This window comes from Novosphingobium sp. CCH12-A3 (assembly GCF_001556015.1).
Taxonomy (GTDB): domain Bacteria; phylum Pseudomonadota; class Alphaproteobacteria; order Sphingomonadales; family Sphingomonadaceae; genus Novosphingobium; species Novosphingobium subterraneum.
In genome coordinates this window covers 41,911-66,636 of record NZ_LSIA01000020.1, presented here as the reverse complement: position 1 = coordinate 66,636, position 24,726 = coordinate 41,911, and the positions used below count along the sequence as shown (strand labels likewise).

Annotated in this window: 23 protein-coding genes and 2 tRNA genes; 18 read left to right on the top strand and 7 right to left on the bottom strand. The window is 62.9% G+C overall.

Features of this window, described 5'->3' with window-relative positions:
• Positions 1–2: 2 nt before the first annotated feature.
• Complete coding sequence (locus AX703_RS01575) at positions 3–812, bottom strand: Coq4 family protein (protein WP_062342155.1); 810 nt, start codon at positions 810–812, stop codon at positions 3–5.
• Positions 813–958: 146 nt separating this feature from the next.
• Between AX703_RS01575 and AX703_RS01570 the strand changes: the two genes are divergently transcribed.
• Complete coding sequence (locus tag AX703_RS01570; RefSeq protein ID WP_156135687.1) at positions 959–1,543, top strand: hypothetical protein; 585 nt, start codon at positions 959–961, stop codon at positions 1,541–1,543.
• Here AX703_RS01570 and serB read toward each other — a convergent pair whose 3' ends face one another.
• Entirely contained in the window at positions 1,544–2,428 is an 885-nt protein-coding gene (gene serB, locus AX703_RS01565; RefSeq protein WP_062342153.1) for a phosphoserine phosphatase SerB, read from the bottom strand. It lies immediately after the preceding gene.
• Here serB and miaA point away from each other — a divergent pair.
• The 6 genes from miaA (at position 2,421) to AX703_RS01535 (ending at position 8,174) form a co-directional block, all read left to right on the top strand.
• Complete coding sequence (miaA, locus tag AX703_RS01560; protein WP_062342151.1) at positions 2,421–3,395, top strand: tRNA (adenosine(37)-N6)-dimethylallyltransferase MiaA; 975 nt, start codon at positions 2,421–2,423, stop codon at positions 3,393–3,395. The genes serB and miaA overlap by 8 nt on opposite strands.
• 198 nt (positions 3,396–3,593) lie before the next feature.
• Positions 3,594–5,342 carry a biosynthetic-type acetolactate synthase large subunit gene (gene ilvB / locus AX703_RS01555; RefSeq protein ID WP_062342149.1) on the top strand — a complete coding sequence of 583 codons (1,749 nt, stop codon included), beginning with the start codon at positions 3,594–3,596 and terminating at the stop codon, positions 5,340–5,342.
• 17 nt (positions 5,343–5,359) lie between these two features.
• Complete coding sequence (ilvN, locus tag AX703_RS01550) at positions 5,360–5,875, top strand: acetolactate synthase small subunit (RefSeq protein WP_039331295.1); 516 nt, start codon at positions 5,360–5,362, stop codon at positions 5,873–5,875.
• A gap of 47 nt (positions 5,876–5,922) precedes the next feature.
• A complete protein-coding gene (gene ilvC / locus AX703_RS01545) occupies positions 5,923–6,942 on the top strand; it encodes a ketol-acid reductoisomerase (RefSeq protein WP_039331297.1) in 1,020 nt (339 codons plus the stop codon).
• Between the two features lie 127 nt (positions 6,943–7,069).
• Complete coding sequence (locus AX703_RS01540) at positions 7,070–7,417, top strand: I78 family peptidase inhibitor (RefSeq protein ID WP_062342147.1); 348 nt, start codon at positions 7,070–7,072, stop codon at positions 7,415–7,417.
• 97 nt (positions 7,418–7,514) lie between these two features.
• Complete coding sequence (locus tag AX703_RS01535) at positions 7,515–8,174, top strand: YceI family protein (protein WP_082734346.1); 660 nt, start codon at positions 7,515–7,517, stop codon at positions 8,172–8,174.
• A 4-nt stretch (positions 8,175–8,178) separates the two neighbouring features.
• On the opposite strand, the gene AX703_RS01530 is transcribed toward AX703_RS01535, so the two are convergent.
• A complete protein-coding gene (locus AX703_RS01530; RefSeq protein WP_062342146.1) occupies positions 8,179–9,312 on the bottom strand; it encodes an epoxide hydrolase family protein in 1,134 nt (377 codons plus the stop codon).
• Between the two features lie 208 nt (positions 9,313–9,520).
• On the opposite strand from AX703_RS01530, the gene leuA reads away from it, so the two are divergent.
• From leuA to AX703_RS01515, 3 genes are all read left to right on the top strand, one after another.
• Positions 9,521–11,191 (top strand): 2-isopropylmalate synthase, encoded by a 1,671-nt coding sequence (gene leuA / locus AX703_RS01525; protein WP_039331306.1) that lies wholly within the window; start codon positions 9,521–9,523, stop codon positions 11,189–11,191.
• 125 nt (positions 11,192–11,316) lie between these two features.
• Positions 11,317–12,363 carry an amidohydrolase gene (locus tag AX703_RS01520; RefSeq protein WP_062342143.1) on the top strand — a complete coding sequence of 349 codons (1,047 nt, stop codon included), beginning with the start codon at positions 11,317–11,319 and terminating at the stop codon, positions 12,361–12,363.
• Positions 12,364–12,431: 68 nt separating this feature from the next.
• Positions 12,432–13,412, top strand: coding sequence for a nitronate monooxygenase family protein (locus AX703_RS01515; RefSeq protein WP_039331310.1), 981 nt, complete (start codon positions 12,432–12,434; stop codon positions 13,410–13,412).
• Between the two features lie 7 nt (positions 13,413–13,419).
• Here AX703_RS01515 and AX703_RS01510 read toward each other — a convergent pair whose 3' ends face one another.
• The 4 genes from AX703_RS01510 to AX703_RS01495 all read right to left on the bottom strand — a co-directional run bounded on the left by AX703_RS01510 (position 13,420) and on the right by AX703_RS01495 (position 16,530).
• Positions 13,420–13,905 (bottom strand): AHH domain-containing protein, encoded by a 486-nt coding sequence (locus AX703_RS01510; RefSeq protein WP_231735308.1) that lies wholly within the window; start codon positions 13,903–13,905, stop codon positions 13,420–13,422.
• Between the two features lie 47 nt (positions 13,906–13,952).
• Positions 13,953–14,630 carry a hypothetical protein gene (locus tag AX703_RS01505; RefSeq protein ID WP_062342141.1) on the bottom strand — a complete coding sequence of 226 codons (678 nt, stop codon included), beginning with the start codon at positions 14,628–14,630 and terminating at the stop codon, positions 13,953–13,955.
• A gap of 166 nt (positions 14,631–14,796) precedes the next feature.
• Positions 14,797–15,231, bottom strand: a complete 435-nt coding sequence (locus AX703_RS01500) for a flavodoxin family protein (protein WP_369820978.1) — start codon at positions 15,229–15,231, stop codon at positions 14,797–14,799.
• 57 nt (positions 15,232–15,288) lie between these two features.
• Positions 15,289–16,530: a hypothetical protein gene (locus tag AX703_RS01495; protein WP_231735306.1), complete on the bottom strand. Its 1,242-nt coding sequence runs from the start codon at positions 16,528–16,530 to the stop codon at positions 15,289–15,291.
• Between the two features lie 147 nt (positions 16,531–16,677).
• Between AX703_RS01495 and recJ the strand changes: the two genes are divergently transcribed.
• The 8 genes from recJ to pstB all read left to right on the top strand — a co-directional run bounded on the left by recJ (position 16,678) and on the right by pstB (position 24,722).
• Entirely contained in the window at positions 16,678–18,459 is a 1,782-nt protein-coding gene (gene recJ / locus AX703_RS01490; RefSeq protein ID WP_062342136.1) for a single-stranded-DNA-specific exonuclease RecJ, read from the top strand.
• 80 nt (positions 18,460–18,539) lie between these two features.
• Positions 18,540–18,614 (top strand) — tRNA-Glu (locus AX703_RS01485).
• Positions 18,615–18,674: 60 nt separating this feature from the next.
• Positions 18,675–18,749 (top strand) — tRNA-Glu (locus tag AX703_RS01480).
• 259 nt (positions 18,750–19,008) lie between these two features.
• Positions 19,009–20,106 (top strand): cell wall metabolism sensor histidine kinase WalK, encoded by a 1,098-nt coding sequence (locus AX703_RS01475; RefSeq protein ID WP_231735305.1) that lies wholly within the window; start codon positions 19,009–19,011, stop codon positions 20,104–20,106.
• 83 nt (positions 20,107–20,189) lie between these two features.
• A complete protein-coding gene (locus AX703_RS01470; RefSeq protein ID WP_082734345.1) occupies positions 20,190–21,236 on the top strand; it encodes a substrate-binding domain-containing protein in 1,047 nt (348 codons plus the stop codon).
• Positions 21,237–21,258: 22 nt separating this feature from the next.
• On the top strand, positions 21,259–22,641 hold the full coding sequence (gene pstC / locus AX703_RS01465) for a phosphate ABC transporter permease subunit PstC (RefSeq protein WP_062342132.1): 1,383 nt from the start codon (positions 21,259–21,261) through the stop codon (positions 22,639–22,641).
• 7 nt (positions 22,642–22,648) lie between these two features.
• Positions 22,649–23,905, top strand: coding sequence for a phosphate ABC transporter permease PstA (gene pstA / locus AX703_RS01460; RefSeq protein WP_231735304.1), 1,257 nt, complete (start codon positions 22,649–22,651; stop codon positions 23,903–23,905).
• A 1-nt stretch (position 23,906) separates the two neighbouring features.
• Positions 23,907–24,722 (top strand): phosphate ABC transporter ATP-binding protein PstB, encoded by an 816-nt coding sequence (gene pstB / locus AX703_RS01455; protein WP_062342130.1) that lies wholly within the window; start codon positions 23,907–23,909, stop codon positions 24,720–24,722.
• Positions 24,723–24,726: the final 4 nt, after the last annotated feature.

Below are 24,726 nucleotides of genomic sequence, written 5' to 3'. Positions count from 1 at the left end.
CGTCAGGCGGCGAGCTTCTTAGCCGCATTTTTTCCGAGCAGGTCATAGGGATCGATTCCCATGCCGCGCCAGATGCCGTGCGCTTCCTTGTAGTGCATGGCAGGAGTGATGTTAAGGCGGGCACGCACCTCTTCGATGGGCAGCGGCAGCAGTTCCTTGATTGATTGTTCGCACAGCCGCGGGCATGCCTTGCCAAGTCGCTGGCCTTCGCGGACTGCGCGCAGGACCGGCGCGCTGCGCTTGGTCTGGCGATTGATGTTCATGCCGGCCATGTAGCCGATGAACAGATGTGCCGGGCTCGGCTGCTGGCTGTAGGTGAACGCAAGGACGCAGGCTTCGCCAAGTGCATCGCGCCCGTAACCGGTCAGCACGTGAAGCATGTCGTGCACGTCGCGCATGCGGTTGAGGTACCACAGGAACTGGTCCTCGAAGCGTTCTCGCTTGGCGGCGAAGCGATCGAACTCGTCGACCAATCCCTGCGCGGTCAGACCCTCGCTCTCCATGAAGTCGCAATAAGCGTGGGCCAGAGAACCCTCAGGCGTCTGCCGGAGCGCGGCGTGATCATCGAGAATCGCTGGGAGATAGGGCTCGGTCAAACGAAGGGCCTGACCGCGCTCGCTACGCAGAAAAGCCTCGGCCCGCCCCCGCAGGTTCCGCCACGGCAGCGCCTCGAAAATGTGGAACACCTCCTCGGTATTTTCCTTGTCTTTCAGGAGGTTCTGGAAATGGTGCCATGCCTTGAGCGGCTGCATCCGCATCTCCGGACGACGCTCATCGTAGATTGGCAGGTCAGCACTCAACGCGCCGGTCATGGCGTTCACGTCGATTCTCCCGGTTTTCTTGCCGCCGGAATACTAACAGCACTGTAAATAGATCGTCAATCGCCGTGCCCGGAGCACTGCTTGCCAGCGCCGACGGTGCAGTGCAGACTAGCAAAAACGTAGGGGGAGAACGGAACATGGCACGGAAGTGGCCAATGGCGCTGGGGCTGGCGCTTTCGTTGCTGGCCTTGGCTGCGGGTCTGGCCGCCGGCACGACGCAACATGAGAGTTGGCACCTCGCCGCACGTTGGACTGCACGAGTGGGCTTTCCGATTTTCCTCCTGACCTACCTCGCCTCCTCGCTCTTTCGCCTTTCCCCCGCCCCGTGGAGCCGTGCGCTGGTTCGTGATCGCAGGTGGTGGGGCCTTGGCTTTGCGGCAAGCCACACCGTCCACCTCGTGGCGCTGGTCGTCGCAGTCAGCCTCGATCCGGAACCGCGCACGTTGGCATCGCTTGTCCCGGGAAGCCTGGCCTACCTGTTCATTCTCGCCATGGCGTTGACCTCAAGCAGCGCTGCGATGCGCGCACTCGGCCGGAACTGGAAACGCCTGCACACAACGGGCATCCACGTGATCTGGCTGATCTTCACGCTGGCTTACGCCAAGCGCATTCCAATGCCGGAGACGCGCGCCATCGGCCTGACGATGACGACGCTCGCCCTGATGGCGCTGCTGGTTCGCGTGCTGGCGTACAGACGACGCAGCACGCCCGCCTTTGCCTGATCAGTCGAAGACCCAGTCCTGACGGGCAATGCCGAAGAGCGACAGGATCGAGGTCAGATCACCGCGGTCGACCCAGCCGTCGGCGGCAGAGCGGGCCTTGGGCTTGGCGCGATAGGCGATGCCGTAGCTTGCAGCTTCGATCATCGGAATGTCATTGGCGCCATCGCCGGTCGCAAGGCTGAACACTTCGCTGCCAAGGCGCTCTGACTCTTCGAGCAGGACCTTCTTCTTCACCGAACTATCCACGATTCCACCAACGAGCCCGCCAGTCAGCATGCCTTCGTGCAGGCCGAGGCGGTTGCCGACCACGCGATCGAACCCGAGCAGTTCCGCCACCGGATCGGCGAAGGAATGAAAGCCGCCCGTGACCAGTACGGTATGGCAGCCACGAGCCTTAAGCGTCGAAACGAGCGTCCGAGCACCCGGCATCGGGCGAATGCGCTCCTCGAGGCACTGCGCGATTGCGGTCTCAGGCAGGTCCTTGAGCAAGCCGACGCGTTCGCGCAGGGCGGATTCGAAATCGAGCTCTCCCTGCATCGCGCGTTCCGTGATTGCCGCGATACGGTCCATGAGTCCGGCGAAATCCGCCAGTTCGTCGATGCATTCCTGCTCGATCATGGTCGAATCCATGTCGGAAACGAACAGGCTTGGCACTTCGATCAGGCCGTTGGAGAGCAGCAGGTCGCTATCGGGGAAGCACTGGTCCAGGATCTTGCGGATGCCTGCGGGATTGCCTTCGACGACTTCGAGTTCGAGCACGTCGTCACAGAAGTCGAGCATCCCGGCACCCGCCACTTCCCAATCGCGCGCCTCGATCATTTCCATCGCAAGCGAGAGATTGTCACCAAGCGTCTCAGGGTCTGCTATCAGGCGCGCGATGATCAACGGGGAATCCTTTTCTGAAAGCACGGGGCACGACGCGGCTGACGGGCCACGCGTGGCGCTAATCGCAGGGCCGACGGCAAGCGGCAAGAGCGATCTCGCTGTGAAGCTCGCCCTCAGGCTGCGAGAGCAAGGCCGGGAGGCGGTGGTTATCAATGCCGACAGCGCGCAGGTCTATGCAGATCTGCGCGTGTTGAGTGCAAGGCCGTCGGAGGAGGAAATGCAGGGCGTGCCGCATGTCCTGTTCGGCGCGTGGGATGGTGCGCAGCCCTGCTCAACGGCAGACTGGGCAACAGCCGCCAAGGTTGAGATCGCTTCAGCCCACGAACGCGGTGCGATGCCGATCCTCGTCGGCGGGACGGGCATGTACATAAACACCCTGCTCCACGGCATCGCACCGGTTCCGGACATCGACCCTACTGTTCGTGCGGAGGTGCGAGCTCTGCCGGTTGAGGTCGCATATGCCGCATTGCGCGAGGAAGACCCGGCGCGCGCTGCACTGCTTGGTCCTGCCGATGTGCAACGCGTGACCCGCGCGCTTGAGGTGGTGCGTTCGACCGGGTATTCCCTCGCACATTGGCAGCAGCAGCGTGTTGGCGGGATCGGCAACGGGGTGGACCTCGCGCCGATCATTCTCCTGCCCGAGCGGCAGTGGCTTTATCGCCGCTGCGATCTGCGCTTCGAACTGATGTGGCAGGGCGGTGCACTCAACGAGGTCGAAGCGCTGCTGGCCCGGGGCCTGCCCGAATCGTGTCCGGTCATGCGAGCAATCGGCGTGCCGGAGATCGCCGCATTCCTGCGCGGTGAAATGTCTCAAGATCAGGCAGTTTCCGCAGGGCAGCAGGCGACGAGGAACTACGCCAAGCGGCAGTATACCTGGCTGAAGAACCAGAATCCCGGCAGTTGGCCACGCTTGACGTACGAAAATTCCATTGACTTCGACTATGCAGCAAGTTTATTGCGCGGTTAGCCGCTTGACACCACCTTTTATGTCAAGTAGCAGGCCGTCAATTGCCTGATCCTTTTTGCATGCCGATCAAGCACCCGAGAGGGAGAGACGGCCCGGCGCAGCCAAGCTGCAGCCGGGCCGAAATTTTTGATGGTTTTTTGTTTTTTCAGCGAAGCATCGGGTCTATCGGCCCGGTCACGCGAAGAAGGATGAAGTAACGTGACAAGCGAGCGCAGCGGCGCCGAGATCCTGGTCGAAAGCCTTGTCGCCAAGGGCGTCGAATTCGTGTTCGGCTATCCCGGCGGGGCGGTACTGCCGATCTACGATGCGCTGTTCGGCGATGAACGCATCCGCCACATCCTCGTCCGCCATGAAGCCGGCGCGGCCCACGCCGCCGAAGGCTATGCGCGCGCTACCGGCAAGCCCGGTGTCGTGCTCGTCACCTCCGGTCCTGGCGCGACCAATGCCGTCACCGGCATTGCCGACGCCTTCATGGATTCGATCCCGATGGTCGTGATCACCGGGCAGGTCCCCACCGGCCTGATCGGGTCCGACGCATTCCAGGAAGCCGATACGGTCGGCATCACGCGCCACTGCACCAAGCACAACTATCTGGTGAAGGACCCGTCGCAGCTTGCCGCGACCATCGACGAGGCGTTCCGCATTGCCACCGAGGGTCGTCCAGGCCCGGTCGTGATCGACATTCCCAAGGATGTGCAGATCGCGACCGCGACGTGGAGCAGCGCGGCGCCGCAGCAGCGCAACCGCTATTCGCCCCAGACCGAAGGCGGCGCCAGCGAGATCGCCGAGGCGATCGAAATGGTCGCCCAGGCCAAGGCACCGGTGTTCTACACCGGTGGCGGCGTGATCAATTCCGGTCCCCAAGCCGCGCGCCTGCTGCGCGAGCTGCAAGCGCTGACCGGCGCGCCCGTCACGTCGACCCTGATGGGTCTGGGCGCATTTCCGGCCGAGCATCCGGCATGGCTCGGCATGCTCGGCATGCACGGCACCTACGAAGCCAACCTGACGATGAACCAGGCGGACCTTATCGTCTGCGTCGGCGCCCGCTTCGATGACCGCGTCACCGGCCGTCTCGATGCCTTCGCGCCCAATTCGAAGAAGATCCACATCGATATTGACCGCGCATCGATCAACAAAACCGTCGCCGTGGACCTGCCGGTGATCGGCGATTGCGGCAAGGTTCTCGCGCAGCTGATCGAAGCATGGCTGGAACGCGGCTACAAGGCGCAGGACCTCTCGGGATGGTATGCGCGCATCGATGGCTGGCGTGGCAGGAAGAGCCTTGCCTACCCGCGCAAGTCCAAGGCGATCATGCCGCAGTATGCGGTCGAGCGTCTGTACGAGCTGACCAAGCATCTCGAGCCGATCATCTCGACCGAGGTTGGCCAGCACCAGATGTGGGCGGCGCAGTATTTCCACTTCATGAAGCCCAACAAGTGGCTGACCTCGGGCGGTCTCGGCACAATGGGCTATGGCCTTCCCGCGGCCATCGGCGCGCAGGCTGGCTTCCCCGAGACGCTGGTCATCGATATCGCCGGCGACGCCTCGATCCAGATGAACATTCAGGAGCTGGGCACGGCCACGCAGTATCGTCTTCCGGTCAAGGTCTTCGTGCTCAACAATGAATGGATGGGCATGGTCCGCCAGTGGCAGGAGCTGACCTACGAGAGCCGCTACTCCAACTCCTATTCGGACAGCCTGCCCGACTTCGTTCGCCTTGCCGAAGCCTATGGCTGGAAGGGCATCCGCATCACCCACGAAAGCGAGCTGGACGCGGGCATCCAGGCGATGATCGACCATGACGGTCCGGTCTTTGTCGATTGCCTCGTCGCCAAGGAGGCCAATTGCTTCCCGATGATCCCGTCGGGGGCTGCACATACCGACATGATCCTCTACGGGGACGAAGTCGCCGGCACGATGGACGACGAAGCCAAGGCGCTGGTCTGAGGGACACTGGAACAATGATGCACATCGCTCAGGAGGCGCAGGAGCGCCACGTCCTCACCATCACGGTCGACAACGAAGCGGGCATTCTCGCCAAGATCGCCGGCCTGTTCACCGCGCGCGGTTACAATATCGACAGCCTGACCGTGGCCGACATCACCGATGGCCACGACGTCAGCCGCATCACCATCGTGACGCACGGCCCCCCGCCGGTCATCGACCAGATCCGCGCGCAGCTTGAACGACTGGTACCGGTGCACAAGGTCACCGACCTCACCGAAGTGGGCCCCTTCGTCGAGCGTGAACTGGCGCTGGTCAAGGTGTCCGGCAAGGGCGAGAACCGCGTCGAGGCGCTACGCCTGGCTGACGTATTCCGCGCCAAGGTGGTCGATACCACGACCTCGAGCTTCATTTTCGAACTCACCGGGGCGCCCGACAAGATCGACAGCTTCGTCAGCCTGATGAAGGAACTCGGCCTCGTCGAAGTTGGACGCACCGGCATCGTCGGCATGATCCGCGGCGCCACCGCGGCCTGAATTTCACCGCTTATCCTTTCACGAATTCATCAAAGATTGGGAACGACATGAAGGTCTATTACGACGCAGACTGCGATCTGAACCTCATCACGGACAAGAAGATCGCGATCCTGGGCTATGGCTCGCAGGGCCATGCCCACGCGCAGAACCTGCGCGATTCGGGCGTCAAGGACGTGGCGATCGCGCTGCGCCCGGGTTCAGCCAGCGCCAAGAAGGCCGAAGCTGCCGGCTTCAAGGTTCTGGCAAATGCCGATGCTGCTGCATGGGCCGACATTCTGATGATCCTGGCACCGGACGAGCATCAGGCCGCGATCTATGCCGACGACCTCCACGCCAACATGAAGCCCGGCGCGGCACTGGCCTTTGCGCACGGCCTCAACATCCACTTCGGCCTGATCGAAGCGCGCGCCGACATCGATGTGATCATGATTGCGCCGAAGGGCCCTGGCCACACCGTGCGCAGCGAATACCAGCGTGGCGGCGGCGTGCCCTGCCTGATCGCGGTGCATCAGAACGTGACCGGCAACGCCCATGACGTTGCACTCGCCTATGCCTCGGGCGTCGGCGGTGGCCGCAGCGGCATCATCGAAACCAACTTCCGCGAAGAATGCGAGACCGACCTCTTCGGCGAGCAGGCCGTGCTGTGCGGTGGCACCACCGCGCTGATCCAGGCCGGTTTCGAAACCCTGGTCGAAGCCGGCTATGCACCGGAAATGGCCTACTTCGAATGCCTCCACGAACTGAAGCTGATCGTCGACCTGCTTTATGAAGGCGGCATCGCGAACATGCGCTACTCGATCTCGAACACCGCCGAATACGGCGACATCAAGACCGGTCCGCGCATCATCACTGAAGAGACCAAGAAGGAAATGAAGCGGGTTCTCGCCGACATTCAGTCGGGCCGCTTCGTGAAGGACTTCGTGCTCGACAACCGCGCCGGCCAGCCCGAGCTGAAGGCCGCCCGCGGTCTCGCCAAGCGCCACCAGATCGAGGAAACCGGTGCAAAGCTGCGTGCGATGATGCCGTGGATCGGAGCGAACAAGCTGGTCGATCAGTCGAAGAACTGATCTTCCCAATCAATTCGGAACTTTTGGAAAGGGCGGCTTCGGTCGCCCTTTCTTTTAGCGAACGACAGGCATCGACGAATGCAGTGGACGACAGAAATGTGATCTATATCACTCCGATCTGGAGAAAATGATCACACGATTCCGCCTTGTACCCCGGCTGACGCTTTGTGCCGCCGCGTTTTGCCTTGATGCCGGGCCAGTTCTTGCCGAGGCCAAGGATATGGCGCAGCGGCCGATACCCCCCGTTGTCAGGACCGAAGCCGGCTTGGTCGACACTTGCGGCCAGCGTTCTGCGCAAAAGCTGGTTGGCGCGATGTTTTCGCCCCAGTCACAGGCAGCCCTGATCAAAACCATCGGACACGACCGCATCCGCGTGATCCGGCCGGGAGCAATTATCACGCAGGATCGCCGCGAAAATCGCCTCAACCTGATCGTTGATGATGCCGGACGCCTGATGGCGGCGCGCTGCGGATAGCCGCGCAGGCTTACGCTACGACGCCGGGACTTTTACTTGCGTCGATCGTAGCACTTTGGCAACCAAGGCGCTCCTCATCCTCCCCAAGGAGATCCCGATGCCGAAGCTCTCGCGTATGCCACGCCCCCTTTTGCTCGCCCTTCCCCTCGCTCTCGCCGCTGCGGCCGCGCCGATGGTAGCGCAGATGCCGGAGGCCCCTGGCAAGGCCGACAAGGCGCGTGTCGTGGCGGGCTCCTACACTGCCGATGCCGGCCACTCACTGGTGGGGTGGCGCGTGAACCATTTCGGCTTCAACGATTACTTCGGCCTGTTCGGCGACGTTTCGGGCACGCTTGACATCGACCCGGCCAATCCCGCCGCTGCCAAGGTTTCGGTCAAGATTCCGGTCAGCAAGGTCATGACGGCCAGCAGCGGACTCACTGCCCACCTGCTCAAGCCGGCAGCTGACGGCAAGCCCGCCGACTTTTTCGGTGCGGCTCCGGCCGACGCGACGTTCGTTTCGACCAGCGTGGCGCCAGGCGCCGATGGCATGAGCGCGAAGATCACTGGCGACCTTACCCTGAATGGCGTGACCAAGCCGGTGACCATTGACGCGACCTTTGCCGGTGCCGGCACCAACCCCTTCAACAAGGCTGCCACGCTCGGCTTCCACGGGAAGGCCACGCTCAAGCGTTCGGACTTCAACGTGAAGTACGGCGTTCCCTTCGTATCCGACGAAGTGAAGCTCGACATCACTGTCGCCTTCGAAAAGAAGTAAGCGTTCAAGGCATCAGCGAAAACGCGGCCCGAAGCTCTTTCACGAAAGCTTCGGGCTGCTCCCACGCGGCGAAGTGCCCACCCTTCTCCTGTTCGCCCCAATAAACCAGCTTAGAGCATGTCCTCTCGAACCACTTGCGCGGGGCCGGGATGATCTCCTTGGGGAACGCGCTGACGGCAACAGGGATGTCGATCTGCACAGGGCTGAAACTGCCGAAACTCTCCCAATATAGACGGGCCCACGATGCGCCCGTAGCAGTCAACCAGTACAACATGAGATTATCGAGAATGTCGTCGCGGCTCAGGGCATCCTCGGCACGCCCGGCATTGTCGGTCCAGGCCCACATCTTCTCGTAAATCCAGCCCGCGAGGCCCACAGGCGAATCCACCAATCCGTAGCCGACCGTCTGAGGGCGGGTGGATTGCTGCTTGGAGTAGCCTGAATCCCACTCCTGATAATGTTGCAAACGCTCGAGCGCCTTCATCTCGTCGGGGCCGGGCGCGGCCATATCCTCGGGCAGCGGTCTTGCGATCGGCATGTTGAGATGGATGCCGGCGCATCCTTCGACCTTCAGCGCGCCGAGCGCGGTCGTCACTGCCGAGCCCCAATCGCCACCTTGCGCCAGCCACCTGTCATAGCCGAGCCGCCGCATCAATTCGCCCCAGCTTTGCGCGATCTTCTGAACGCTCCAGCCCTTGACCGTGGGTTTGCCAGAGAACCCGTAGCCTGGCAGGCACGGGATCACGAGATGAAAGGCATCCCGCGCCGCGCCGCCATGCTCCTCCGGCTGGGTCAACGGGGCGATGCAGCGGCGAAACTCGAGGATCGAGCCAGGCCAGCCGTGGGTTAGGAGCAAAGGTCGCGCGCCTGCGTGGGGCGAGCGTACGTGCAGGAACCGGATGATTACGCCATCGATCTCGGTTTCGAACATGCCCCAGTCGTTGAGCTTCTGCTGGCAAGCGTACCAATCATAATCATGACGCCAGTAGGCGACAAAATCCTGCAGTGCGGCGAGCGGCACGCCTTGCGACCAATCGTCAACCGTTTCCCTCTCCGGCCACCGCGTCATGTCGATGCGCCGGTTCAGGTCTTCGATCGCGGCTTGCGGTATCTCGACGGTGAACGGCGCAATATTCATGGCTCTTCTCTCCCGATCTGCTTGCATTCATTCTGGACAAGTGGCCTGCGATTCACCATAGGCTTGTGGCATGACCGCTCGACTGGACCTTACCCTGCGACTTATCCGCCCTTGGGCGTGAGCTGACGCGCGGGGACTCCCGGCGCGCACGGCGCCCAGGGGATCAGAAGCTCAACCGCCAAAATCCAGAAAATTCGAGTGCACTCTCATGACCATGCTCAAGAACCCTTCGGCCAAGTACCGTCCGTTCCCGCAGATCGACCTGCCCAACCGCCAATGGCCCGGCCGTACGATCACCAAGGCGCCGCGTTGGCTTTCAACCGACATGCGCGACGGCAACCAATCGCTGATCGATCCCATGGACGCGGAAAAGAAGAGCCGGTTCTTCGACCTTTTGCTCAAGGTTGGGCTGAAGGAAATCGAAGTCGGCTTCCCGTCGGCCGGGGCCACCGAGTATGATTTCATCCGGGGCCTGGTCGATTCCGGCCGCATCCCCGATGACGTCTTCGTGCAGGTCCTCACCCAGTCGCGCGAAGACCTGATCAAGACCTCGTTCGAAAGCCTGGCCGGAGCCAAGCAGGCGATCGTCCACGTCTACAACGCGGTTTCGCCGCTGTGGCGGAACGTGGTGTTCGGCATGGACCAAAAGGACGTGCGCGAGATCGCCATAGCCGGGGCCAAGCACTTGCGTGATCAGGCCGCTCGTTTCCCGCAGACCGACTGGCACTTCGAGTACAGCCCGGAGACTTTCTCCACCGCCGAACTCGATTTCAGCATCGAGTGCTGCGAGGCCGTGATGGAGATTCTCCAGCCGACAACGGACAAGCCGATCATCCTGAACCTGCCGGCGACGGTCGAGGCGGCGACGCCCAACATCTACGCCGATCAGATCGAGTACTTTTGCCGCAACCTGCCGAACCGCGATCGTGCAGTGATCAGTCTGCACACCCACAACGATCGGGGCACTGGTGTCGCCGCGGCCGAGCTCGGCCTCATGGCTGGGGCCGATCGCGTCGAGGGGTGTCTTTTCGGCAATGGCGAGCGCACCGGCAACTGCTGCCTCGTCACCGTCGGCCTCAACATGTACACGCAGGGGATCGACCCTGAACTGGACTTCTCGGACATCGACGAGGTGATCCAGACGGTCGAATACTGCAACCAGCTGCCTGTCCATCCCCGCCATCCCTATGGCGGCGAATTGGTCTTCACCGCGTTTTCCGGCAGCCACCAGGACGCGATCAAGAAGGGCTTCGCAGCGCAGGAGCAGCGCAACGACGAGCTTTGGGCAATCCCCTACCTGCCAATCGATCCGGCGGATCTCGGCCGCAGCTATGAAGCGGTGATCCGCGTGAATTCGCAGTCCGGCAAGGGCGGCTTTGCCTGGGTGCTCGAACAGGACCAGGGCCTCAAGCTGCCCAAGAAAATGCAGGCGCACTTCTCGCGCCATGTCCAGGAGCTGGCCGACGAACTGGGCCGCGAACTGCAGGCGGCAGACATCTGGGGCGTGTTCCGCAAGGCCTATCGACTCGATGCGCCGCAGCACTTCCAGCTGGTCGACTATGAGGAGGCGCGGGGCCCTGATGGCACACGCATCTTCGCCGGCAAGATCGAAGTCGATGGCAAGGTCCAGTCGGTATCCGGACGCGGCAACGGCCTGATTTCCTCGGTCGTCGCCACGCTCAAGGACGGCTTCGGGGTCGAGATCGACATCACCGACTATTCCGAGCATGCGATGGGTGCCGGCAGCAATGCCCGCGCCGCAGCCTACGTTGAATGCAAGACCGCCGATGGCCGCACGATCTGGGGCGTCGGCATCGATGAAGACGTGGCGACCGCTTCGGTTCGCGCGGTTCTCAGCGCAGCAAACGCTGCTGCATGAGCGTTAAATGGGCGGCCTCCGCGGCCGCCCGTTCAACCGATCGCTTAAATACCCGCTTGCCCGCGCAGATCCTTGCGCCATAGTCTGCCCGTGCCCGCAAGAGGCGCGCAACGGGACAGGACTTTATGGCCGACGAAGCGATTCTCGAACCCGACCTGCCGATCATTGATCCGCATCACCATCTGTGGGACTTGCGCCCGCTGATCGCGGCTTTCCCGCAGCCCCGCCATCCTTTCATCGAGACGCTGACGCACTCGGCCTATTACACGTTCGACCAGCTGCTGGCCGATGCGCGTGGTGGCCATAACGTGGTAGCCACGGTCTACATGGAATGCGGCGCCTTCTACCGCGCCAATGCGGAACCCGCGATGAAGCCGGTGGGCGAAGTCGAGTTTGTGAACGGCATCGCCGCACAAGGTGCGAGCGGCCTTTACGGAAACTTCCGCCCTTGTGCCGCGATCATCGGCCATGCCGACTTGCAATTGGGCGATGCAGCACGTCCTGTCCTCGAAGCGCTCGCGCAGGCAGGTAACGGGCGATTTCGCGGCATTCGCCACCAGGGCGCCTGGGATGCCAATCCTGACGTACTCGGGCCGCCGTTCCATGCGCCGCCTGAGCTTTATCTATCGGAGAGGTTCCGTGAAGGCTTCCGCCACCTCGGCGAGCTTGGCCTCACTTTCGATGCCTGGCTGCTGGAGCCGCAACTGGGTGATGTGCTCAGCCTTGCCCGCGCGTTTCCGGACCAGCCGATCTGCCTCGATCACTGCGGCACCCCGCTCGGCACCGCAAGCTATCACGGCAGGCTGCACGAGCGCTTCGATGGCTGGCGGAGCATGATCCGGCAGATTGCCGAATGCCCTAATGTCACGATCAAGCTTGGCGGTCTTGCCATGTCGTTCTGCGGACTTCCCGAGCAAGGCCCGATGGCGGGGCTGTCCTCGGAGACACTGGCAGCCATGTGGCGCCCCTATATCGAAACCTGCATCGAAGCCTTCGGGCCGGAGCGCGCGATGTTCGAAAGTAATTACCCCGTCGACAAGTGGGGCGCCAACTACACCGTGCTGTGGAATGCCTTCAAGCGACTGGCCCATGGCGCGTCCGAGAGTGACAAACGCGCGCTTTTTGCTGGCACTGCCGCCCGCTTCTACGGCATTGAGGACATGCTCCCCTAGACAGGCGACGTGTCATCACCTAGCACTTTAACTGCTCGATTAAGAACCTTGTGAAGGACACGCGCTGAATGCCCCTGCCCCCGCTGTTCGCAAACCTGCGTCTGCCGGTTATCGCGTCGCCCCTGTTCATCATCTCCTGCCCGGAACTGGTCATCGCCCAGTGCAAGGCAGGCATTGTCGGATCGTTCCCGTCGCTCAACGCGCGCCCGATCAGCCAGCTCGACGAATGGCTGCATCAGATTACCGAGGAACTTGCCGCCCATAACCGCGCCAACCCTGACCGCCCGGCTGCCCCGTTCGCCGTGAACCAGATTGTCCACAAGACCAACAACCGCCTCGACGAAGACATGGCGCTCTGTGCAAAGTGGCAGGTGCCCATGCTCATCACCTCGTTGGGTGCGCGCGAGGATGTTTACAACGCGGCCCATGGCTGGGGCGGCATTGTCCTGCACGACGTCATCAATGATCGCTTCGCCCGCAAGGCAATCGAGAAAGGTGCCGATGGCCTCATCCCGGTTGCCGCCGGCGCAGGGGGCCACGCCGGTGCGCAATCGCCTTTTGCGCTGATGCAGGAAATCCGCGAGTGGTTCGATGGACTCGTGGCACTATCGGGCGCGATCGCCCATGGACGTTCGGTGCTTGCCGCACAGGCGCTTGGTGCTGACTTTGCCTACATCGGCTCTGCCTGGATCGCGACCGTGGAAGCCAATGCCAATGCGGCCTACAAGCAGGCCATCGTGGACAGCCGGGCCGACGATATTGTCTACTCGAACCTCTTCACCGGCGTTCACGGCAACTATCTGCGCTCCTCGATCGTCAACGCAGGGCTCGATCCCGATAACCTACCCGAGAGTGACCCGAGCAAGATGAATTTCGGATCGGGCGGCAATACCGACGCCAAGGCCTGGAAGGATATCTGGGGTTCCGGCCAGGGCATCGGTGCCGTCACCGCTGTCGAACCGGTCGCAAGCCGCGTGGACCGGCTCGAGCAGGAATATCGCGAGGCAGCAGCGAGACTGACGGAAAATTCTGCCGCGTTCCTGCGTTGATTCAGGTCTAGTTCGCTCGCGCCACGACGGCCGTATCTGTCCAGAACAACTGGGCCATGTCATCGAGATGGCTGAAATCGAGCGACGGGTCGCGCGTGTTCAATGGCATGCGCGACCAATTGCGTGGATCGAGGAAGCGCCGGCGCAACGCGCGCTGCAGCAAGTCAAAGCGCATCAGGGCGGTGAAATCGGCCGTTGCCGAACCCTTGCGTCGTGCAAGAGACCAATCCGCTTCGATCTGACCGATTCGCTCGATTACCAGCTCGTTATAGGCACGGTGCGGGCCGCGATGGAGTGGCAACCCTGCGCGCAGCGCCGCGTGTTCGGACCCGGGCAACAATTGGCCGTTGCGGCGGAAGTCGTGAATCCCGATTCGTTCGTGGCCAAGCGTATCGATCATTCTCCGGAAGGCCGGAAGACTCAGAACCTGACGGGGAACGAGGTGATGGCGCTGCTGGTCCGGGCAATATCCTGCCTGGCCAGGGATATTCACGCTGCCGAACGGCAGAGAGGCCCTTTCAGGTTGAAATTGGTTCCGTTTCAGTCGCACCGGGCAAGGATAGGACTGCCGGACTCCGCCTCAAGACTGACTGCCCCCGTTCCGGCAAGAATTGCCCGTGTCGGCTGCAAAACGGGGCCATGGGCGACCAGCCAATCAACCAGCCGAACAGCGGTGCGAGCCAGCAGCGACGGATCTGCAGAATTGCCTGCTTTCAGGATAAATTCCTGCCCCATCAACAGATTAAGCCCGCGAGACGCCATCGAGCCATCGTCCAGGCGATGCATTGCGACAAAGGCTGGAGCCGGGAAAGGTCCGCCCTCCAGCCATGGCAACACGGCTTGCCTGAATAATCCCGGTTTTAGAACCAGATGGGCGGGAATCCACGAAATCCCTTCCGCCTGGCTCAATTGCGCAAGCTCAGTCAGAAGCATCGCCGCGACTCGGATGACCGGCAAGAGGCCGCCGGCACCTGCGAGGTGTGGCCCAAGTGCAAGCGTCAGCCATCGCATCTCGCCAAGATCCTGTTCGGCAAGACCAAGGGCAGTGGCGATGGGTGGTGCCGCTGCAGGTGGCCCGTCCTTCAAACCGTGCAGATCGAAGGTCAGCCCGCTGGCGAGCAGTTCCACCCAGCCTTCCGAGGCATCGGGCACGTGGGATGCCGAATATCCAAAGCCACGCTCCGGGCCAGCCAGAATATCGGCGAGGGCGGGCAGCATTTCGGCCCTGTAAAGAAGGGCTGCAATGGGTGCGCAAACTGCAGACCGGTCACTCGCGTCCACTTGCCCACCTTTCAGCCACGGCCCCAATTTGCACAGTCCTCCGGATGCGTCGAGTCACGCTGCATCCGGGAAAGCTTGGTTTTGGTCCATAAGCTCGAAAGCTTTAGAAAACTCCCAATGCGAGACCCGCCGCCAAAGCCCGTCCAAGATTTCGGCAATTGTGCAATAGTGCCTCAGGCACGCGCTTAGGGCCAAGGATCTCTTCGGGCGTCTGTGCGCCTGTTCTAATGATCAGAGTTTCTGCCGCCCGCCTGAGCCGCCACCCGGTCACAATACGATCAAGCTGACGTTCCGCGCCGCTTCCATCCGTGCCGGCTGCAATCATGGCGGCAAAGGCCCGGCCCTCGATCCTGCCGAGCAAAGGGTAATAGCACCGATCGAAGAACGCCTTCATCTCTCCGGTCATCGAACCGAGGTTTTCGGGGCAACAGAACAAGTAGCCCGCCGCACCGAGCAGGTCTTCCGGCAAAGCGGAAGCGGCCTCGATCAATCGATAGGCACCTTCGATTTCGGCCCCACTGGCGGCAGCCTCGGCCATTGCCCGTGCAGTGCCGGTGCGGCTGTGCCAGATGATCGCGAGGCCACCTGTCATCGCTTAGCAGCCATCCCCGCCAGTGCCGGGCACACCGATGGCGCCGCCGATCGCGCCTCCGAGCAAGCCGCCCAGCCCTTTTTTCTTCGGCTTGCATTGCGGCTTGGGCGCATCCTGCTGGCTCGCGGCGGCCCCTCCAAAGCCTTCTACCCCGACAAGGAAACCTGTGCTGGACCGATGGCGGATACGCGCCGTCCATTCCGGCACCCATTTGGCCTTCGGATCTGCCGGACGAGGAGGATAGGCGAAGGATTCTTCCGGCCCATAGGCATGGAGCGTTCCGAACATGTAGTCAGGCGCCGCCGCCTTGACTTCTGCAGGGACAGTGCACGTTGTTGTCTGCGGAGACATGACCGTCTTTTCGGCCACCAGTTTCGCAACCGTCGAGGGTGCCAGCCAATCCGACAATCCGCCGCCGAATTGACGCGTGGCGCTCGACGACCACCATACGATGTCCACCATGTCCTGCCCCTTGGGCGCCTGCTTCCCGCCGATGATCATGGCATAGTAGCCTGTGGCATCGGGAACTGCGCCCCAACGCAGCAAGGTGGCGCCAGTGCCCATTGCGCTATTCGAGGCGTTGAGTGGGGCCATGAAGTCCTTGGCCAGGTTGAACGCCAGTTCCGGCGAGTAGTTCGAAACGACACGGTGAGCGCCGATGAGGGATGAATCCGGCTTGGCGGACTTGCCGTCATCGCTTGGCCATGTGCCGTAGGTCCTCGCCGACGAAGGCGAGACCCAGCGGTCCATCGGGACGGCCGTGGTCCATAGGCCCGGGGGGATCTGCCCTGCGGCAAGCTTGCTGAAATCGATGACTACCGGCTGACCCTTCGGCGCGTGTTCGCCGCAGCCCCAGAAGATCAGCATTCGGCCCTTGGGTCGCTGGAACTCCGTCGTTCCCGGTTCGGCGGGCTTGCTGACAGGTGTCTTGAGCAGCACCGATTTCCCGAGCTTTGCGCCGGCCGGCATGAAGTGTTCGGCTTTCGGCTTGCCGTCCGCTGCCGCACGGGACGTTCCGAGATCGAGCCACAGCATGTGCTGGGCCTTTGGCGTCCCTCCCAGGGCCATCGCCAGGGCCGCGCCAGCACCGCCACTGCCAGCGCCCATGCCGCCAAACCCCGACATCGTCTCGGCACGCATCTCGTATCTGGCAACGGGAGCGGTCGCCTGTTGCGCCACGACTCCGGCAGCAATACCGCCAAGCGTCAGTCCGCTTGCAATCACGTAACCGGTCATCACACGCATTCCTGCATCCTCCTCAAGGACTTGCGGCAGACAACCGCCGCGACGGATTCGATGCGACCTTATGCGCCGGGGGCTCTTGCTGGCCGGTGCGCCACCGCACACTCCCTTCCCCTTTCCGCAGGGAGCCCCATGGTATAGCGCAAGATCATGATTCCGGTCACTTCGATAACACGATCTCTTTCGGGCCAGGCCTGGCGCTGGCGCGGAGGCAACATGGACTTTGGGCAAAGCGGCAGCGCCCGAGACGGCGAGGAGGCCATTGTTACCCAATTGCTGCTTTCGCGTGGCGTCTCGCCCGATGATCTCGAACGCCATCGCCGCCCGACTTTGCGCGATTTCCTGCCCGATCCTTCGCTGTTCCGGGACATGGACGAAGCAGCCCGCCGCATCGCCGATGCCATCCAGCGCAACGAGCAGATCACGATTTACGGCGACTACGACGTCGACGGCGCGACCAGCGCAGCGCTGCTGATCCTGCTGCTGCGCGGTCTCGGCGTGAACGCAGGCCACTATATCCCCGACCGCCTGCTCGAAGGCTACGGCCCTTCAGGCGAAGCGCTCGTCCGTCTGGCCCAGCAAGGTAGCGACCTGATCGTCACCGTCGATTGCGGAGCGATGGCGCACGAGGCGCTTGAGGCGGCAGCGCAGGCCGGGGTCGACGTGATCGTTGTCGACCATCACAAATGCCCGCCCGAACTGCCCCGGACAGTCGCCCTGGTTAATCCGAACCGGCTCGACGAATGTGACGAGGCCGCCGCGCACGGCCATCTTGCCGCAGTGGGCGTTGCCTTCCTCCTGGCCGTTGCCATCGTCCGCGAATTGCGGGGGCGCGGATATTTCGAAGGCCGCAAGGCGCCAGACCTCATGGGCCTGCTCGATCTCGTTGCACTCGGCACCGTAGCCGACGTGGCCCAGCTAAAGGGCCTCAACCGCGCGCTGGTAGCTCAGGGTCTGAAGATCATGGCGCGACGCGAAAATATTGGCCTGTCGGCGCTGATTGACGCCAGTCGCCTGTCGCGCGCGCCCACATGCAGTGACCTCGGCTTTGCACTGGGCCCGCGAATCAACGCAGGCGGCCGCGTGGGTGAAGCAACGCTCGGAGTGCGCCTGCTGACAACGCAGGACCCGGATGAGGCTCGGGAAATTGCGGCGCAGCTGTCTCGGCTCAATGAGGAACGGCGCGCGATCGAGCAGGAAGTGCAGGAAGCGGCCGAAGCACAGATCGCCGCGCAGCATAACCGTGCGGTCATGGTTCTGGCCGGGCGCGGCTGGCACCCCGGCGTGATCGGCATCGTGGCCGGGCGAATCAAGGAAAAGACCGGCAAGCCCTCGCTGGTGATCGCGCTTGATGCTGACGAAGCAGGCATGGGCAAAGGCTCGGGCAGATCCATCGCCGGGGTGGACCTGGGCGCTGCAATCATAGCCGCGCGCGAGGCCGGACTGCTCGTGGCAGGGGGCGGGCATGCCATGGCTTGCGGCCTGACGATCGATCCGTCGCGGCTCAATGCCCTGGCAGACTGGCTGGACGAGCGACTCGCGCGCGATGTAACCGGGGCACGAGGCGCTCAATCGCTACTGCTGGATCTGTCGCTGGCGCCCGGCGGCCTGCGCCCCTCGCTGGTCGAAACCCTAGAGGCGGCCGGCCCCTTCGGAATAGGCTGGCCCGGCCCGCGTGTAGCAGTTGGTCCGGTAAGACTGGTGAAATGCGATCTCGTCGGCGCCGATCACGTGCGCATGGTGGCCGCAGGCGCCGACGGCAACTCCTTCAAGGCGATCGCCTTCCGCGCTGCGCAGAGCGAAATGGGCCAGACGCTGCTGCACGGTTCGCGAGGCCGACAGTTCTGGCTGGCGGGGCGTGCAAAGATCGATGACTGGGGCAGCCGCCCCGCCGCAGAACTCCATGTGGAGGACGCTGCATTCGCCGACTGAAATTTTTCTGCAATTCGCCGCTTGACGCCCCGCCATCCTCCCCTTAGAGGCGCGGACCTGCCCAGCGGCGCAAGCCCAGTGGCCCCTTCGTCTAGCGGTCAGGACGCGGCCCTTTCACGGCTGAAACACGGGTTCGATTCCCGTAGGGGTCACCACTTGCTTCCCTCCTTCGGGAGGTGAAGCGGCAGCGCAACGCCAAGGCCTTCCAGCGGAATGGCCCCTTCGTCTAGCGGTCAGGACGCGGCCCTCTCACGGCTGAAACACGGGTTCGATTCCCGTAGGGGTCACCACCGTTCGTGGTGGGAATTTCAAATTCATCGGCAGGCGCGTCGCAAAGACCAAATGTGACATTGCACGCCGCGCGCTTGCGCGCCCCACCTGCTCTCGCCTATCCGCGCTGCAACGAAGCCGACACATGGATCGGCGATTCGCGGGCAACAACAATCCACACGGCATGATTCGATGAAGGGTTTGTCGCTGCCACTCCCCAGCATATTCGTTGCGCTCTGCGCAGCCGTCGTGATGTTTTTGGGCGGCACCGGATTCTGGATGTCGCTCGCTGTGCTCGTCGTCTGGCTGGCAACACTGTGGCTGGCACGCCCCGAACCGGTGGTCGAGACGCTCGATCGCGACGACGGCAGCGTGTCGCGTCAGGCGATGATCGAACTGGTAGAGCCGTTCGGCCTTCCTGTTCTCATGCTTGATGGCCAGCGCATCGCCGCGGCCAATGCCGCTGCCCGAGAGGAACTCGGCGCGCATATCGTCGGGCAGGATGCCCGCGTGGCATTGCGCCATCCAGAAGCCATCAACCTGCTCAAGAAGCCGCAGGGCCGCGCGCTCGTACGAGGGCTGACGGGCGCACGCTCCATCTGGCAGGTAAGCCGCGTGCCGATCGACGAGCGGTTCTCGCTGATCGAAATGGTCAACCGCACCGCCGAAGCCGACATCAGCCGCTCGCATACCGATTTCGTCGCCAACGCCAGTCATGAGCTGCGCACGCCGCTCGCCTCGATCATCGGCTATATCGAAACGCTTGCCGATCCCGATGCCAGGGTCGACGAGGCAACTACCGCCAAATTCCACGCAACAGTGCTGCGCGAAGCTCGTCGGCTGCAGAGCCTGGTCGAAGATCTCATGTCGCTCTCGCGGATCGAGGCCGAGAAGCACGAGCTTCCGCGCGATCGCATCGATCTGGGCCAGATGGTGGGCAGTATCGCCAGCGAAACTGCCATGACCGTCGGCGAAGGCCGGGTCGTGGTGCGCGCCGACGAAGGTGTGGTGCTTGGCGATCGTCAGCAACTGGATCAACTTGTCCGCAACCTGATCGACAACGCCTTGAAATATGGTGACCCGACACAGCCAGTCAGTGTCGACCTTGCCGTCCATGGGAGCGAGGCCGAACTCGTCGTGACCGACAAGGGCGAAGGCATCCACCCAGATCACCTGCCCTACCTGACCCGCCGTTTCTATCGCACCGATCCCGGACGCAGCCGTGCCGCTGGCGGCACGGGCCTTGGTCTCGCCATCGTCAAGCACATCGTGGAACGCCATCGCGGCAAGCTGGATATCGCTTCGACCTTGGGAGTTGGCACAACCGTCACGGTGCGAATCCCGCTGGCGCCAGCAGCTAATGTTTCCGCAGATTGACTGCGCATTTCCAGCCTTGTCATAAACCTGTCATGGAACCGTCGCATTGGGCCCTTGCCAACACGGATGAAGGCCAAAGACCCATGTCGAAGATTCGCACGATTTCGCTTTCCGCTGCTGCCCTTGGCGCGCTTGCCCTGGCCGGCTGCGGAGGCCAGCAAGCCGCTACCCGCGATCAGGTTCGCGCCGTCGGCTCTTCCACCGTCTATCCCTTCGCGAAGGCCGTTGCCGAATCGCTGGCCAAGTCCGATCCTTCGCTGAAATCGCCGATCATCGAATCGACGGGCACAGGCGCCGGCATGAAGCTGTTTTGCGCAGGTGTCGGCGCACAGCACCCCGATATCGAGAATGCGTCGCGCCGCATGAAGAAGTCCGAATTCGAGGACTGCCAGAAGAACGGCGTGAAGGACATTGTCGAAATCCAGGTTGGTCTTGACGGCGTTGCCTTTGCCGAAGCGCAAGGCGGCCCCGGCATCGCGCTGAGCCCGGAAGACGTTTACAAGGCCCTCGCCAAGAACCCCTATGGCAAGCCCAACACCGCCAAGACCTGGAAGGACGTCAATCCTTCGCTGCCGAACGAGCCGATCCTCGTCTACGGCCCGCCGTCGACTTCGGGCACGCGCGATGCCCTCAAGGAACTGATCCTGACCAAGGGCTGCGACGAGAACGCCGAGATGAAGGCGCTCAAGGACAGCGACAAGGACAAGCACGACAAAGTCTGCAGCGAAGTGCGCGATGATGGCGCCTACGTCGACGCTGGTGAAAACGACAACCTGATCGTCCAGAAGATCGAGGCTAACCCGAAGGCCATCGGCATCTTCGGCTATTCCTACCTCGAAGAGAACAAGGGCCGTATCAAGGGCCTGACGATGAAGGGCGTCGAGCCGACCTACGCGACGATCTCGGACTTTTCCTATCCCGGTGCCCGCCCGCTCTACATCTATGTAAAGAAGGCGCACCTCAAGGCAATTCCCGGCCTGCAGGGCTTTGTCACCGAATGGTCAAAGCTGTGGGGCAAGGATGGCGCGCTTGCCAAGCTCGGCATGGTGGTTGCACCTGACGATGTGCTAGCGGGGAGCGCGAAGGCTGTTGCCGACCTGCCGGTCCTTGATGGTTCGCAGCTGAAGTAAGAATTGGAGTAAGTCGGGGGCCATGTCGTCATCCATCCTGCTTTTGCTCGCCTTCGGGTTGAGCCTGTTCGGTTGGCTGGCGGCACGCTCGCGCGCCTGGGCTTTCCGCAAGGCGGCGCCCGGGGTGCGCCTCCACTCGCTGCCGAACTTCCACGGCTGGTACGTCGCCCTGTGGATCGGCGTGCCAGCCCTGCTCTTTGCCGTGCTGTGGAACGCGATCAGCCCGACGCTGATCACCGGGCAGGTCCTGGCCGACCCGGCCGCCTCGTTGCTGCCCGGGTTCGGGTTCGAGCGCGAGACGATGCTGGCAGAAGCCAGGGCCGTTGCCGAAGGCCGCGCTTTCGGAGTGTTCAACGAGGAAGCGCAGGGGCTTGTCGCCCCGTTCCGCGCGGCGATCACGCTTTATAACTCCATCGGTCTTGTCGTGACGATCCTCGTCGCCTTTGCCGGTGGCGCATTTGCATTCCTGCGCCTCAAGCCCGATTTTACCGCCCGTACCCGCGTCGAACGCGCGGTCATGGCGCTGCTGCTGATCGCCTCGCTGGTGGCGATCCTGACAACGATCGGGATCATCGTCAGTCTGGTGTTCGAGACCGTGCGCTTCTTCGGCATGGTCTCGCCGCTGGACTTCCTGTTCGGCACGCACTGGTCGCCCGACCCGATGAGTTCAGGCACGCCGGATGGAGCCGATTATGGCGCGATTCCGCTGTTCTGGGGCACGATCTACATCGGCGCGATCATCGCCATGATCGTCGCCATCCCGCTGGGCCTGATGAGCGCGATCTTCCTCACGCAGTATGCCAGCAGCGGCGTGCGCAAGGTGCTGAAGCCGCTGCTCGAAATCCTCGCCGGCGTGCCCACGGTGGTCTACGGCTATTTCGCGGCTCTCACCGTTGCCCCGATGGTGCGCGACGCAGCGCAGGCCATCGGCATATCCAGCGCATCGACCGAAAGCGCCGTGGCTGCGGGCCTTGTCATGGGCGTGATGATCATCCCGTTCGTCTCCTCGATGGCCGACGATTCCATCGCCGCCGTGCCGCAGGCCATGCGCGACGGCAGTCTTGCGATGGGTGCGACCACTTCGGAAACGATCCGCAAGGTGCTGATCCCCGCTGCCCTGCCCGGCATCGTCGCCGGCGTGATGCTCGCGGTCAGCCGCGCCATCGGCGAAACCATGATCGTCGTCATGGCTGCAGGCGCTTCAGCCAACCTTACCGCCAACCCGTTTGAAAGCATGACCACGGTGACGTTCCAGATCGTCGCCATGCTGACCGGCGAAGGCAGCTTCGACCATCCCGCAACACTTTCTGCGTTTGCGCTCGGCATGGTCCTGTTCCTTGTCACCCTCACGCTGAACTTCATCGCCCTGCGCGTGGTGAAGCGCTACCGCGAAGCTTATGAGTGAGCCTGCGATGACCGAGACCACTTCAGACGTGCAGGCGCGCAGGCGGGCGCTGATGGACAAGGGGCTGGCGAAGCGCCGCGCCGCCGACAGGCGCTTTCGCTGGCTCGGTTTTGTCGCTGTCGCCTTTTCAGCGCTGATGCTGGCATTCCTGCTGATCAACATGAGCTCGGCGGGCATTGCCGGTTTCCAGCGCAGCGAAGTGCGATTCGACATTCCGCTGGCGGGCTCGATGCAGATCGACGCCAAGCGCCTTGCCCAGCCCGATCCCATGGGCGGGCTGGAACTTGCAGGGCTGGAGAAGGTCGTCGGCAATGCTGCGAAGACCGCGCTCGGCCCCGAAGCCGACGACCTTGTCGGCCAGGGTGCCTGGCGCGAGGTCGCAACTGCCATTATCGCGGATCCCTCGCTGTTGGGCAGCACCTACAGCGCCTCGCTCCCTGCGAGCGACGACCTTGCTTCTGCACAGCGCGGCGAAGGTGAACCGGGAATGCAGCAGCTTGCCGTGAAGCTGGCAAGCGAAGGCAAGCTGGTCCGCGTGTTCGACAAGGGCTTCCTGAGCCGGTCGGATGCCACCAGTCCGCAGTCAGTAGGCATCTGGGGCGCCCTCAAGGGCTCGATCCTGACGATGTTCATCACGCTCGTCCTGGCCTTCCCGGTGGGCGTGCTGTCGGCTCTTTACCTCGAAGAATATGCGCCGAAGAACCGCTGGACCGAATGGATCGAGATTTCGATCAACAACCTGGCGGCAGTGCCATCGATCATCTTCGGCCTGCTTGGCCTTGCCGTGTTCCTGGCCATCTTCCCGCACTACCGCTCGGCCCCGCTGATCGGCGGCATGACGCTGGCGCTGATGACCATGCCGGTCATCGTGATCTCCGGCCGCAATGCGATCAAGGCAGTGCCTCCGTCGATCCGGGATGCCGCGCTCGCCATCGGGGCCAGCAAGGTGCAGGTGGTGTTCAACCACGTGCTGCCTCTCGCTCTGCCGGGGATCCTCACCGGCACGATCATCGGCATGGCCCGTGCGCTGGGCGAAACCGCGCCGCTGCTGATGATCGGCATGCGGGCCTTCGTGGCCAGCCCGCCTTCCGGCTTCACCGCGCCTTCCTCGGTGCTGCCGGTACAGATCTTCCTGTGGTCCGACGAGATCGACCGCGGCTTCGTCGAGCGCACCAGCGCGGCGATCGTCGTCCTGCTCGTCTTCCTTCTCCTGATGAACGGTCTTGCGATCTACCTGCGCAACCGTTTCGAAAAGCGGTGGTAAAATGAACGCTGAAGCGATCCAGACTGCAGTGAAGCAGGACGACAAGCCCTACTTCGATGCGCCGTCGAAGATGAGCGCGAAGAACGTCTCGGTGTTCTACGGCGAGAAGCGGGCGATTGACGACGTGTCCATCGAGATTCCGCAGCGCTATGTCACCGCGTTCATTGGCCCGTCGGGCTGCGGAAAGTCCACGTTCCTGCGCACGCTCAACCGCATGAACGACACGATCGCCAGCGCTCGGGTCGAAGGCGATATCCTGCTCGACGGCGAGGACATCTACAAGTCCGGCATGGACGTGGTGCAGCTACGCGCCCGCGTTGGCATGGTATTCCAGAAGCCGAACCCCTTCCCCAAGTCGATCTACGAAAACATCGCCTACGGCCCCAAGATCCACGGCATCACCGGCAGCAAGGCCGAGCTTGACGAGATCGTCGAGCAGTCGCTGCGCCGGGCCGGCCTGTGGGACGAGGTGAAGGATCGCCTGAACGACAGCGGCACCGCGCTCTCCGGGGGGCAGCAGCAACGCCTGTGCATCGCCCGCGCCATCGCCGTCGATCCCGAAGTCATCCTCATGGACGAGCCTTGCTCGGCACTGGACCCCATCGCCACTGCGCGGATCGAGGAGCTGATCGACGAGTTGCGTGGCCGCTATGCCATCGTCATCGTCACCCATTCAATGCAGCAGGCTGCGCGCGTATCGCAGCGGACAGCGTTCTTCCACCTTGGCAAGATCGTCGAATACGGCAAGACTTCCGATATCTTCACCAATCCGCGCGAGGAACGGACGAAGGACTACATCACCGGACGTTACGGGTAAGGGG